The sequence below is a fragment of the Streptomyces sp. NPDC041970 genome (assembly GCF_055588985.1).
This window is the reverse complement of record NZ_JBVJCD010000007.1, coordinates 155,404-167,737: the sequence shown is the minus strand read 5'-3', so window position 1 is coordinate 167,737 and position 12,334 is coordinate 155,404. Positions and strand designations below refer to the sequence as shown.

At 74.0% G+C, this 12,334-nt stretch carries 9 protein-coding genes; 3 read left to right on the top strand and 6 right to left on the bottom strand.

Translation table 11 applies throughout. The annotated features are described in order from the left end of the window. Positions 1 to 110: 110 nt before the first annotated feature. Together ACZ6EJ_RS06485 and ACZ6EJ_RS06480 are read right to left on the bottom strand one after the other, a co-directional pair. Positions 111 to 1,106 carry a hypothetical protein gene (locus tag ACZ6EJ_RS06485; RefSeq protein ID WP_469265002.1) on the bottom strand — a complete coding sequence of 332 codons (996 nt, stop codon included), beginning with the start codon at positions 1,104 to 1,106 and terminating at the stop codon, positions 111 to 113. Positions 1,107 to 1,110: 4 nt separating this feature from the next. Continuing rightward, positions 1,111 to 1,707 (bottom strand): papain-like cysteine protease family protein, encoded by a 597-nt coding sequence (locus tag ACZ6EJ_RS06480; RefSeq protein ID WP_469265001.1) that lies wholly within the window; start codon positions 1,705 to 1,707, stop codon positions 1,111 to 1,113. A 225-nt stretch (positions 1,708 to 1,932) separates the two neighbouring features. On the opposite strand from ACZ6EJ_RS06480, the gene ACZ6EJ_RS06475 reads away from it, so the two are divergent. Continuing rightward, the gene (locus ACZ6EJ_RS06475) at positions 1,933 to 2,859 is read left to right on the top strand and encodes a hypothetical protein (RefSeq protein WP_469265000.1); all 927 of its coding nucleotides are present in this window, start codon (positions 1,933 to 1,935) and stop codon (positions 2,857 to 2,859) included. A gap of 209 nt (positions 2,860 to 3,068) precedes the next feature. Here the strand turns inward: ACZ6EJ_RS06475 and ACZ6EJ_RS06470 are convergent, their stop codons facing one another. Continuing rightward, a complete protein-coding gene (locus ACZ6EJ_RS06470; protein WP_469264999.1) occupies positions 3,069 to 3,497 on the bottom strand; it encodes a Rieske (2Fe-2S) protein in 429 nt (142 codons plus the stop codon). A 487-nt stretch (positions 3,498 to 3,984) separates the two neighbouring features. Continuing rightward, positions 3,985 to 7,008, bottom strand: a complete 3,024-nt coding sequence (uvrA, locus tag ACZ6EJ_RS06465) for an excinuclease ABC subunit UvrA (RefSeq protein WP_469264998.1) — start codon at positions 7,006 to 7,008, stop codon at positions 3,985 to 3,987. Positions 7,009 to 7,183: 175 nt separating this feature from the next. Here uvrA and ACZ6EJ_RS06460 point away from each other — a divergent pair, with 175 nt between their 5' ends. Further along, entirely contained in the window at positions 7,184 to 7,873 is a 690-nt protein-coding gene (locus ACZ6EJ_RS06460; RefSeq protein ID WP_469264997.1) for a maleylpyruvate isomerase family mycothiol-dependent enzyme, read from the top strand. 10 nt (positions 7,874 to 7,883) lie between these two features. Then, a complete protein-coding gene (locus ACZ6EJ_RS06455; RefSeq protein WP_469264996.1) occupies positions 7,884 to 8,540 on the top strand; it encodes an MBL fold metallo-hydrolase in 657 nt (218 codons plus the stop codon). 241 nt (positions 8,541 to 8,781) lie between these two features. Here the strand turns inward: ACZ6EJ_RS06455 and ACZ6EJ_RS06450 are convergent, their stop codons facing one another. Continuing rightward, a complete protein-coding gene (locus ACZ6EJ_RS06450; protein ID WP_469264995.1) occupies positions 8,782 to 9,801 on the bottom strand; it encodes a TerC family protein in 1,020 nt (339 codons plus the stop codon). A 246-nt stretch (positions 9,802 to 10,047) separates the two neighbouring features. Then, positions 10,048 to 12,150 (bottom strand): TerD family protein, encoded by a 2,103-nt coding sequence (locus tag ACZ6EJ_RS06445; RefSeq protein ID WP_469264994.1) that lies wholly within the window; start codon positions 12,148 to 12,150, stop codon positions 10,048 to 10,050. Positions 12,151 to 12,334 lie beyond the last annotated feature (184 nt).

Here is a 12,334-nt window from a genome sequence, read left to right as displayed (position 1 = left end):
CCCCCCCCCCCCCCCCCCCCCCCCCCCCCCCCCCCCCCCCCCCCCCCCCCCCCCCCCCCCCCCCCCCCCCCCCCCCCCCCCCCCCCCGCGACCGGACGGGCGCGGTCCGCTCAGGCGTCCGCGGCCGGGGCGCGCCCGGTACGGGCCCGGCGGCGCAGGGCGGCGGCGCCGCACAGGGCGAGGGCGAGCAGCGCCCCGGTCCCGGCGACCGCGGAGACGGTGGTCAGCGCGGTGTCCGGCGGGCCGGCCGCCCCGGCGAGCGCGGGGCCGCGGGCGGCTTCGGGGGCGTGGCCGGCCGCGGGGCCCTCACCGGCTCGGGGAGCCCGGCCTGCTGGCGCCTGAGCCGTTGGAGCCTGGCCGGCTTCCGGGGCCTGGCCCGCTGGGGCCCGGCCGGCTCCGGGGGTCTGGGGGCCGTAGCCGCCCGCCATGCCCGAGCGGGCGTACGCGGAGCCGGGCAGCTTGTCGCCGTACGCCTGGCGGACCCGCGCCCGGTAGGCGGTGAGCGTGGTGCCGCGCGGGCCCACGGCCGCCTCGGCGTCCTCGTCCAGCGGGAGGACGCGGGAGGCGTCGTGGACGTACCAGGCGTCGATCTGCGGTTCGCGGAAGACGGTGCCGCCGGGCAGCGCGCGCTCGCCTCGGGCGGTGTAGCGGGCCTCGTCGTCGCCGGTGGCGATGTTCACCACCTGCCACCGGCCGCTCCCGTCCGGCCGGGGGACCGTCCACAGGGAGGCCCGGCGGCCGTCGGAGGAGACGGCGGTGGCGGCGAGGAGGTCCAGGGTGCTGGGGGCGGCCCCCGGCTTTCCGGCGACGAACGCGGCGGAGAGCGTGCGGACGGGGACGGCCCTCCCCTCGATGCGGGGCGCGGCGGCCTCGCGGGCCGCCGTGCCCTCCCGTGCGAAGAACCGGGCCACGGTGTCCAGGGTGGCGGGTGCGGCGGCGGCCTCGTGGGCGGCCGTCAGAGCGGCGGCGGTGAGTCGCGGTTCCGGGCCCTCGTCGGCGTGGGCGGGAGCGGCGGCGAGGAGGGCGGCTGCGGCGAGGGCGGCCGCGACGGCCGCGCTCCGGGCGGCGGGGCTCAGGAGGGTGGTGCGCCGGGTGGTGGATTCCATGTCCTCACGCCCCTATCCGGTAGAGCGAGTGGGTCCAGGAGAACTGGCCGTTGTCGACGTACCAGGCGTGCGAGGCCCAGTTGTAGCGGTTGCTGGAGGGCCAGGGGTCGCCCCAGTAGACCCAGCTCCCGTCGTCGTCGTAGCCGTGGACGACGTGCATGTGGCCACCGCCGGAGGACCACTGGATGCGGGTCTCGACAGGGCGCCGGGCCGCGATCTCCGCCTGGACGGCCAGGTAGCGCAGCCAGCCGGTGACGTACGAGCCGGGCCGCACCCCGGCCCAGGACAGGCCGGTCTGGACGTTGCCGAGGGTCGCCTGCGAGTTGGGGCACTCGGAGCCCTGGGCGCGGTTGAAGGCGGCGTTGCAGAACTGGTTCTGGGTGCTGCCCCGGCCGAACCAGGCGGCGATGGTGTCGCCGGCGGCCGCCCAGCACCAGTTGGTCTTCTGCTGCGCCTGCATGGTGATGTCGAGCCGCTGGGCGGCGGCGGCGCCCGCCGGGGGCCGGGCCGCGGTGGCCGTGCCCGCGGGGACGGCCAGCAGGACGGCGGCGAGGAGGGCGGTGAGGGGGAGCCTTCGGGGCCTGACTCTTCGGTTGCGCATGGCGTTCCTCCCTGGCGGGGGTGGGATCGGAGGAGCGCGTCCGGACGCTGATGAGGAGCATCCGACGTTGTCCGGGGCACGTCAACACGCTTCAATGCTGAGTGACATCACGGTGTGAACGGCACGGCGCCGGCGTGAACGGCCCCACCCCGGTCACCTGCTCCCCCGCCTCCCCCACGGGGCGGTGCCGCCACTCCCCACGTGAACGTTCACCGGAGGACCGCCATGCGGCAGACCGACACCGAACTGGCGCGGGTGCTGCGGACCGGCCCGTTCCACCTGGCGCTGCGGACCGCTCTGGCGGTGCGCGGGCTGCCGCTCCAGCGGGTGCAGAGCCATCTGGCGCACCGGGGCGTCAAGCTGGGGGTGACCAGCCTCAGTTACTGGCAGCAGGGCGTGCGCCGCCCCCGGCGCGCCGAGTCGCTGCGGGCGGTGAGCGCCCTGGAGGAGGTGCTCGCCCTGCCGGACGACTCGCTGCTGCGGCTGCTGCGGTACGACGACGTCTCCGCGGACGCGGACCGTCCGGCGGGGCGCTCGTACCGCTCACTGTTGGAGGCGTCGGGTTCGGTGGAACGGCTGCTGGCGGCGATGGAGTCGCCGGTCGACGGCGGCCTGCACACGGTGGGGCATCAGGAACGGGTGCTGATCGGGCCGCGCCGCGAGCTGGCGGGCCGCACCTCGCTCCACGCGGTGCGCGCGCACCGGGACGGGGTGGACCGCTATCTCGCGGTCCACCGGGGCGACGCGGGCTGCGACCCGGCGCGGATCGAGGTGCGGGCCCTGGAGAACTGCCGGACCGGCCGGGTCCGCTGGGACCGGGACGCGGCGGTGCTGGTGGCGGAGCTGCTGTTCGACACCCGGCTGCGGTCCGGCGAGACGTACCTCTTCGGTTACGGCTTCGAGGACGGCACGGGCGGCCCGAGCGGCGAGTACGTACGCGGCTTCACCTTCGGGGGCGGCCAGTACGTGCTCCAGGTCGGCTTCGCCGAGGAGGCGCTGCCGGTGCGGTGCCGCCGGTTCGCGCAGGCTTCGGCGGGCGCGGCGCGCGGTGCTCGCGGGGACCTCACGCTGACCGGCCGGCACCGGACCGTGCACCTGGTGGAGGAGGCGGTGCGGCCGGGGCTGATCGGCATCGACTGGGACTGGGAGTGACGCCGGGCCGGGCGGTGCGGGGCCGCCGGGCCCCGGCGTCGGGGAAAGCGGGGCTTTGGGCGTCGGGGCGGCGGGCGGCGCGGGCGTCGGGGCGGCGCGGGCGTCTGCGGGGAGGCTCGGCGTCGGGGCCGGGTGGGGCTGGGGCCTCGGCGGGGAGACTCAGGGCGTCGGGGCGGCGGGCGGCGCGGGCGTCAGGGCGGCGGAACGGCTCAGGCGGCGGGGCCGGCGACGAGCTTTCCGCCTTCGGCGGTGACCGGGACGGCGGGCAGCGGCACGGTGGCCGGGCCCTGCACCGGCTCGCCGGTGGCCACGTCGAAGCGGCTGCCGTGGCACGGGCAGTGGCCCTCGTTGTCCTCGATCTTGCTCAGGACGCAGCCGCCGTGGGTGCACTGGGCGCTGAAGGCCCGGTACTCGCCCTTGGCCGGACAGGCGACGAGGAGGCGCTGCTCGCGGTAGAGCTTGGCGCCGCCGACGGGCACGTCCGCCGCGGCTCCGAGGTCGACGGGCGCGGTGGGGACGGGATTCTTGGCGTGGCCGAGCTTGGACTCGGTGGAGCAGGCGGCCGCCCCGAGCCCGGCCGCGCCGACGAGCGCGGCGCCCTTCAGCACGGTACGGCGGGCGGCGGGCAGACCGGACATGCTGACTCCACGGGGCGTTGGCGGGGGTGGAACGAGGTCGCCGGGGAAGCCGGGGACAACCTGCGCGCCGGTGACAGAACCGACGATACCGGCGGGGAACGGAAGCCTTGCGGCCGGGCCCGGCCCGTACAGGCAGGGGCCGGGCCCGGCACCCTGCCTTTGCGCCCGTACGCCCCCGTCCCGCGCTCCGGGCCCCGGCGGGCCGTGCGCGCGGGGAGGCGGGGGTGCCGTGCCGCACGTAGCCGCCGGCCTCCATCGGCGGGCCGTGAGCGCGGGGAGGCGGGGCCAGGACTCGGGTCGCAGGCACCGCGGCTTGGATCGCAGGTGCCGGAACACGGGGGCCGGGGCGCGGACCACAGGCTCGGGGGCCAGGGCCCGGATCGCAGGTGCCGGGGCGCGGACCGCAGGCGCGGAGGCCGGGGCGGGAGGCTCGGGCCGCCCTCTCTCCGGCAGGTGTCGCGGGAGAGAGGGCGGCCCGGCCCGGTGGTCAGGACTTGCGGGCGCGGGTGGTCTTCTTCGCGGCCGCCTTGGCACCGGTCTTCGCGGCGGTGGCCTTCTTGGCCGTGGCCGCCGCGCCCTTCGCCGCCGTCTTCCTGGCGGGGGCGGCCTTGCGGGAGGCCGTCTTGCGGGCGCCCCGTCCCGAGGGCACCGCCGCCTCGCTGATCCGGTCCGCGTCCAGGATGGTCTGGAGGAACTTCCCGGTGTGGCTGGCCGGAACCGAGGCGACCTGCTCAGGGGTCCCCTCGGCGACGACCAGTCCGCCGCCGTTGCCCCCTTCGGGACCCATGTCGATGACCCAGTCCGCGGTCTTGATGACGTCGAGGTTGTGCTCGATGACCACCACCGTGTTGCCCTTGTCGACCAGGCCGGAGAGCACGGTGATCAGCTTGCTGATGTCCTCGAAGTGCAGACCCGTGGTCGGCTCGTCCAGGACGTAGACCGTCCGGCCGGTGGAGCGCTTCTGCAGCTCGCTGGCGAGCTTGACGCGCTGCGCCTCGCCGCCGGAGAGGGTCGGCGCGGACTGCCCGAGCCGCACGTACCCCAGGCCCACCTCGTTGAGCGTGCGCAGGTGACGGGCGATCGTCGGGACGGCCTCGAAGAACTCCAGGCCCTCCTCGATGGGCATGTCCAGCACCTCGGCGATGGACTTGCCCTTGTAGTGGACCTCCAGGGTCTCCCGGTTGTAGCGCGCTCCGTGGCAGACCTCGCACGGGACGTACACGTCGGGCAGGAAGTTCATCTCGATCTTGATCGTGCCGTCGCCGGAGCAGTTCTCGCAGCGGCCGCCCTTGACGTTGAAGGAGAAGCGGCCCGGCAGATAGCCGCGCACCTTCGCCTCCATCGTCTCGGCGAACAGCCTGCGGACGTGGTCGAAGACTCCGGTGTACGTCGCGGGGTTCGACCGGGGCGTGCGGCCGATCGGCGACTGGTCGACGTGCACCACCTTGTCGACGAGGTCGTCCCCGTCGACCCGCGTGTGGCGGCCGGGAACCGACTTGGCGCCGTTCAGCTCGCGGGCCAGGTGGGTGTACAGGATGTCGTTGACCAGCGTGGACTTGCCGGACCCCGAGACGCCGGTGACGGCGGTGAGGACGCCGAGCGGGAAGGAGACGTCGACGTCCTGGAGGTTGTTCTCGCGGGCGCCGTGCACGGTGAGGCTGCGGGCGGGGTCGATCGGCCGCCGGGCGTCCGGGGTGGGGATCGCCCGCCTGCCGGACAGGTACTGGCCGGTGATCGACTCCTCGTTGTCCAGCAGCTCCTTGAGCGAACCGGAGTGCACGACCTCGCCGCCGTGCTCGCCCGCGCCGGGGCCGATGTCGACGACCCAGTCGGCGACCTTGATGGTGTCCTCGTCGTGCTCGACGACGATGAGCGTGTTGCCCATGTCGCGCAGACGCACCAGGGTCTCGATGAGACGGTGGTTGTCACGCTGGTGGAGGCCGATGGACGGCTCGTCCAGGACGTACAGCACGCCGACCAGGCCGGAGCCGATCTGCGTCGCCAGCCGGATGCGCTGGGCCTCGCCGCCGGACAGGGTGCCGGCCGCACGGTTCAGCGAGAGGTAGTCCAGGCCGACGTCGACGAGGAACTTCAGCCGCTCGTTGACCTCCTTGAGGACCCGCTCGGCGATCTTCTTGTCGCGGGCGTTCAGCGTGAGGCGGCCCAGGAACTCGGCGCACTCGCTGATCGACATGGCGGCCACCTCGGCGATGGACTTCTCCATCACCGTCACCGCGAGCACGATCGGCTTGAGCCGGGTGCCCTCGCAGGTCGGGCACGGGACCTCGCGCATGTAGCCCTCGAAGCGCTCCCGGCTGGAATCGCTCTCGGCCTCCGTGTGGCGCCGCTTGACGAACTGGACCGCGCCCTCGAAGGAGGGGGTGGTGTAGGCGCGCTCGCGCCCGTACCGGTTGCGGTAGCGGACCTCGGTCTGGATCTTGTGGCCGTACAGCAGGGCCTTCTTGGCCCGCTGCGGCAGCCCGGCCCAGGGGATGTCCGTACGGAAGCCGAGGGCTTCGGAGAGCGCGCCGATCAGGCGGCCGAAGTACTCCTTGGTGTGGCCGTGCGACCAGGGGTGGATCGCTCCCTCGTCGAGGGACTTCTCCTCGTCCGGGACGAGCAGCTCGGGGTCGACCTCCATGCGCGTCCCGATGCCCGTGCACTCGGGGCACGCGCCGAAGGGCGAGTTGAAGGAGAAGGAGCGCGGCTCCAACTCCTCGAAGGAGAGGTCGTCGTACGGGCAGTAGAGGTGCTCGGAGAACATCCGCTCGCGCTCGGGGTCGTCCTCGGGGAGGTCGACGAAGTCGAGCACGACCATGCCGCCGGAGAGGCCGAGCGCGGTCTCGACCGAGTCGGTCAGCCGGCGCTTGGCGCTGTCCTTGACGGTGAGGCGGTCGACGACCACCTCGATGGTGTGCTTCTCCTGCTTCTTGAGCGTGGGCGGCTCGGAGAGCTGGATCGTGGCGCCGTCGACGCGGGCGCGGCTGTAGCCCTTGGTCTGGAGGTCGGCGAAGAGGTCGACGAACTCGCCCTTGCGCTCGCGCACCAGCGGGGAGAGGACCTGGAAGCGGCTGCCCTCGGGCAGGGCGAGGACCCTGTCGACGATGGCCTGCGGCGACTGGCGGGAGATGGGGCGCCCGCACTCGGGGCAGTGCGGCTTGCCGATCCGGGCGAAGAGCAGCCGGAGGTAGTCGTAGACCTCGGTGATGGTGCCGACCGTCGAGCGCGGGTTGCGCGAGGTCGACTTCTGGTCGATGGAGACCGCCGGGGACAGCCCCTCGATGAAGTCGACGTCCGGCTTGTCCATCTGGCCGAGGAACTGCCGGGCGTACGAGGAGAGCGACTCCACGTAGCGTCGCTGCCCCTCGGCGAAGATCGTGTCGAACGCGAGGGACGACTTGCCCGACCCGGAGAGCCCGGTGAAGACGATGAGGGAGTCGCGGGGCAGGTCGAGCGAGACGTTCTTCAGGTTGTGCTCACGCGCGCCACGGACGATGAGACGGTCGGCCACGCCGGTCCGCACCTTTCTGGAGAGAGACGGGGGAACTGAGCCCCCGTCCCAGGGTATGGGGGGCGCCACAGCGGTGGAGAAGGCTTTCGACTCCGAGCGTATAGCACGCACATTCGATTTGCGGCCGCCCCAAGACTCCTTCACCCGAACGGGTGGCGAAGCTAGGCTCGGCCGCATGATGGATCACGCGCACGACCTGGGAGCTGTACGCGCGGCGACCGAGCGACTGCTCGGCGCGGCCGCCGGACTGGACGACGCCGGGGTCGCCCAGCCGTCACGACTGCCCGGATGGAGCCGGGGCCATGTTCTGACCCACCTCTCACGTAACGCCGACGCGATCGGAAATGTTCTCCGGGGGCTCCCGATGTACGCGAGCAGCGAAACGCGGGACGCCGACATCGCCCGGGGCGCCCCGCGTCCGGCGGCCGAGCAGGTGGCCGACCTGCGGGAGAGCGCGGACCGGCTCCTCGCCGCGGCGGCGGAGCCGGCCGACTGGTCCCGTACGGTCACACTGCGCAACGGGGTGACGGACTCCTGCTCCCGCCTTCCCTTCCGCCGCTGGGTCGAGGTGGAGCTGCACCACGTCGATCTCGACGTGGGCTACGAGCTGGAGGACCTGCCCGGCGCGTTCGTCCACCGGGAGATCGCCTTCCTCGCCGAGCGCTTCACCGGCAGCGCGGAGGTGCCCGCCACCGTGCTGGCCGACGAGGACGGCTCCACGTGGAGCACGGGCGGCGGCCCGTCGAGCGCCGAGGTGACGGTGCGGGGGCCCGCCGCCGACCTGCTGGGCTGGCTCGCCGGGCGCCGCGACGGCTCCGCCCTGACCGCGTCCGGGGGCCCCCTGCCCGTCCTGCCCCCGCTATAGGCTGGGCCGTATGACGTACAGCGGAGCGGTGAAGGTCGGCGGACCGGCGAGCGTGCACGAACTGACGGACCTGATGATCACCAAGGTCGCCGTCGGCGGGATGGAGAACAACGCGTATCTGCTGCGCTGCCGGGCGACCGGCGAGCAGTTGCTGATCGACGCGGCCGCCGACCCGGAGGCGCTGCTCACGCTGATCGGCGAGGACGGCATCGCCTCGGTGGTCACGACCCATCGGCACGGGGACCACTGGCAGGCGCTGGCCGAGGTCGTCGCGGCCACCGGCGCGCGGACGTACGCCGGCCGGTACGACGCCGAGGCCATCCCGGTCCCGACCGACGTCCTGGTCGAGGACGGCGACACGATCGCCGTGGGCCGGGTCGAGCTGACCGCCCGCCGCCTGGTCGGCCACACCCCCGGCTCCATCGCCCTCGTCTACGACGACCCGCACGGCGCCCCGCACGTGTTCACCGGGGACTGCCTCTTCCCCGGCGGCATCGGGAACACCCGCCAGGACCCCGAGGCGTTCGCGAGCCTCCTGCACGACGTCGAGACGAAGCTGTTCGACCGGCTGCCGGACGAGACCTGGGTCTATCCGGGGCACGGCGACGACACGACGCTCGGCGACGAGCGGCCCCGACTGCCCGAGTGGCGCGCCCGCGGCTGGTAGCCGCCCCCACCCGCCGAGCCCCCGTACGGTCCGCTCTCCGTACGGGGGCTTCTGCTGTACCGGGGGGAGCTCTGCCGCAGGAGGCCGTCGCCCGAGCCGGGGCGCGCTCACGGGGCCGCCGGTCGCGCCCCGCGCACGCCCCGCGCCGACCACGCGCGGCGGCCGGGGCGGACGGCCTTCGCCGTGTCCCGCCCCGGCCGCTGCCGGTGTCTCCTCACGCCGCCCGCGGGCGGCGCACAGGTCAGCCGTTGACGCTCTTGCTCTCCTCGTCGGCGAGACCGGCGGTCTTCGCCGCGCCGCCGGCCTCCGCCTCGGCCGCCGCCTGCTTCTTGTTGGCGATGAGGCTGGTGATCGTGGTGATCACCAGGACGCCGCAGATGACGGAGAGGGAGAACGGGATGGAGATCTCGGGCACGTGCACCCCGGACTCGTGCAGGGCGTGCAGCACCAGCTTGACGCCGATGAAGCCGAGGATCACCGACAGGCCGTAGCTGAGGTGGACCAGCTTCTTCAGCAGGCCGCCGATGAGGAAGTACAACTGGCGCAGGCCCATCAGCGCGAACGCGTTGGCCGTGAAGACGATGTACGGGTCCTGGGTCAGGCCGAAGATCGCCGGGATCGAGTCCAGCGCGAACAGCACGTCCGTCATGCCGATGGCGAGCATGACCACCATCAACGGGGTCATGACGCGCTTGCCGTTGTTCTGGATGAAGAGCTTCGTGCCGTGGTACTTGTCGGCGACGCCGAAGCGGTGCTCGATCGACTTCAGGAGGCGGTTCTCGTCCCACTCCTCCTCGTCCTCGTCCGCCCGAGCCTCCTGGATGAGCTTCCAGGCGGTGTAGATCAGGAACGCGCCGAAGATGTAGAACACCCACGAGAAGTTCGCGATCACGGCGGCGCCGGCGGCGATGAAGATCGCCCGGAGCACCAGGGCGATCAGCACACCGATGAGCAGCACCCGCTGCTGGAGGTGCGAGGGCACCGAGAACTTCGCCATGATCAGGACGAAGACGAAGAGGTTGTCGACGCTCAGCGACTTCTCGGTGATGAATCCGGCGAAGAACTCGCCGGAGGCCTGGGTCTCGCCGAAGACCATGAGGCCGAGTCCGAAGAGGATGGCCAGCGCGATCCAGACGATCGTCCAGATACCGGCTTCCTTGGTCGACACGTCATGGGGCTTGCGCCCGATGAAGAAGTCGACGGCGATCAGGGCGGTCAGACCGAGAATGGTCAACGCCCAAAGGGTCCATGAAACGTCCACTGCGCCTCCGGCAGTTCGCTACGGCTACTGATCAGCGTCGTCGCTGCCGGAGGTCTCTTCCACCCGGGCGCACCTGCGCGCCTGGGCCGGCGCCCCGGGACCGGTGAGGGTCCGTATTGACGGGACGTCGCGTAAGGAGTACTCCCCTCCGTTCCGCGAACAGTACAGGAATCACCAAGAGCAGGTAAAGGGTAGAGTAAAAGACTGGCCAAAAGCCCAGGTCGGAGGGGTCGTTCGGGAGGGCCGTCAGCGACTGGCGGCCCGACGTGCGGCGACGGCCCGAGCGAGCACCTGCTCCAGCACACGGCTGCCCGGCGGGACCGCCGGCGGCTCGTACGTCCACGCGTGGCCGACCCACGGGTCGGCCAGGTGGCTGTCGGCGACCGGGGTGATCCGCAGCAGCGAACGCCAGAGCGGGTCCAGCACCGGCCCGTACGCACGGGCGTCCTCCCGGTCCGCGACCATCAGGAGGTGCACCCCGACCGCGGGGCCCTCGTCGGCGAGGTAGCGGAGCTGGGTGACGGCCCGGTCGTCGAAGCCGTGCGGGAAGTCGTTGACCAGGAGAAGCTGCGCGCCGGTGTCGAGGTCCGGCGGGAGCGAGTCGGCCGCCCCGGCCCGGACCGCCATGTGCACCAGGTCCACCCGCCGGGTGAGGTGGGCGAGGACGGAGGCCACGCCGCCGGGCCCGGCGGCCGGCGGACCGGCCAGGATTCCCGCGTCGACCAGCGGCGCGAGCGGTCCGGCCGCCGCGCCCGCCGCGTCGATGACGTGCACCGCGAACTCACCGGGCGGATGCACCGCCAGCAGCCGGGCCGCGTGGGCGACGGCGGTCTCCACCGCCAGGCGGCGCAGCCCGTCCGCGTCCAACAGGGCGGCGGCCTCGGAGCCGGTGCGTCCGCTGTCCACCCAGATGCCGCGCTCCAGCGGCAGCCGGACCAGCAGCGGGATGCGCAGATCGGTGCGCTCGGGCAGGTGGAGGTCGCCGACGCGCAGGGCCATCGGCATCTCCATCGGGATGCGGTGGGCGTGCCAGACCGGGTTGTCCCACCCGGCGTACGCGGCGGGCAGCGCGGGCTCCACGACGGCCGCCTCGGCGGCCAGTAGATCGAGGTCCCGGTCCAGGACCTCCCGCGCGCGGGCGGTCAGCTCGTCGTGCTTGGCGCGGGCCGCCTCGCGGGCGCGGTCGCCCGCGAGGCCCAGCCGGTTGCGCGGGTCCGCCAGGACCCGGTCCAGCTCCTGGCTCATCCGGGACTCCGCGAAGTCCACGGCGCTCCGGTAGGCCGCGACGGCCCGTGCCAGGTCCTCGAACATGCCCCAGACCTGGTTGTAGAGCCGCTCGTCCATCGACCAGCCGGTGGCGTCCCCGGCGACCGGCCGCACGGCCTGGCCGGGTTGGGCCGGGGGCGCGGCGTGCGAGGGCGGCGAGGGCTCGGCGTGCTGCCGCCGCGGGTGCGCGTAGTCGATGGGCCCGCCGGGGGCCGGGGCTCCGGCGGTGGAGCCCGGTTCGGTGGGCGTCCGGAGCGGGGGCGTCGGTCCCGCGGGGGCGGGCCCGGTCGGCGGCTCGTCGGGCCGCGCGGCCGGGGCTCCGGCCGGCGAAGGCGCGGGCATCACGGGCGCGGGCGTCACGGGCACGGCAGGCGCGGCGGGCGCGGGGCCGTACCCCGCAGGCTCGGCGGTCGCGGGCAGCGTCGGCGCGGGCATCGAAGGCGCCACGGGCGCCACGGGCGCGGGGCCGTTCACGGCGCGCGGTACGCGGCCGTCCCCGGGGGTCCGCGGCGGCGGGGACACGGAGCGGGCGAGGCCGCGGGAGACGGCCTCGTGGATGGACGCGGCCAGGGCGGCGGCCTCGGCCATGCCCTGGTCGGCGAGCATCTCGGCGAGCCCCGCCGCGTACCCCTGTCCGACGGCGCGCACCTTCCAGGCGCCCTGGCGGCGGTAGAGCTCCAGGGCGCTGACCGCGGACTCGGCGTCCAGGCCGGTCAGCGTGAAGGTGGCGATCTCGGCGCCGTCGAGCCCGGTGACCGCGACGAAGGGCGCGGGGACCGCGCCGAACCGTGCCGGGCCGCCGACGCCCGCGGGCAGGGCGAGCAGCACGGTGACCCGGTGGACCTCGGCGGGCAGGGCGTCCAGGTCCACGGCGAGCCGGTGGTCGGCCGCCGCCTGCTGGGAGACCTCGAGTCCGGGGAGCTGCGGCGAGCCGGGGTGGGCGATCCACCCGGCGTCCCGCACGGCGCCCCGTTCGTCGCCGAGGGTGGCGCCGGCCACGACGGGCGTGCCCGCCGACACCCGTATCTCCAGACGGGTCTGGGACAAGGTGTGGTTCTGTCCCCGGACCAGTTCGGCCGTCATTGCCCTGTCCCCCTCGACGATGGCTCCGCGCCCTGCGGACGCGGTGCGGCGTCGTGATGCGTGGTGCGCGTGAGTCGTACGTGGCGCGTCGTGCGCGGTGTGTCGTGCGTGGTGCGTACGTGTCGTACGTGGTGCGGTGCGGTGGTCGTGCGGTGCGTGGTGCAGCTCCCGGCGGCGGGCCTCC

What these genes read in the sequence shown, in the direction of transcription:
- ACZ6EJ_RS06460 (WP_469264997.1), top strand. Translation starts at nt 7,184, where the DNA reads ATGATGGATCACGCGCACGACCTGGGAGCTGTACGCGCGGCGACCGAG.
- ACZ6EJ_RS06485 (WP_469265002.1), bottom strand. Translation starts at nt 1,106, where the DNA reads ATGGAATCCACCACCCGGCGCACCACCCTCCTGAGCCCCGCCGCCCGG.
- ACZ6EJ_RS06480 (WP_469265001.1), bottom strand. Translation starts at nt 1,707, where the DNA reads ATGCGCAACCGAAGAGTCAGGCCCCGAAGGCTCCCCCTCACCGCCCTC.
- ACZ6EJ_RS06455 (WP_469264996.1), top strand. Translation starts at nt 7,884, where the DNA reads ATGACGTACAGCGGAGCGGTGAAGGTCGGCGGACCGGCGAGCGTGCAC.
- ACZ6EJ_RS06475 (WP_469265000.1), top strand. Translation starts at nt 1,933, where the DNA reads ATGCGGCAGACCGACACCGAACTGGCGCGGGTGCTGCGGACCGGCCCG.
- ACZ6EJ_RS06470 (WP_469264999.1), bottom strand. Translation starts at nt 3,497, where the DNA reads ATGTCCGGTCTGCCCGCCGCCCGCCGTACCGTGCTGAAGGGCGCCGCG.
- ACZ6EJ_RS06445 (WP_469264994.1), bottom strand. Translation starts at nt 12,150, where the DNA reads ATGACGGCCGAACTGGTCCGGGGACAGAACCACACCTTGTCCCAGACC.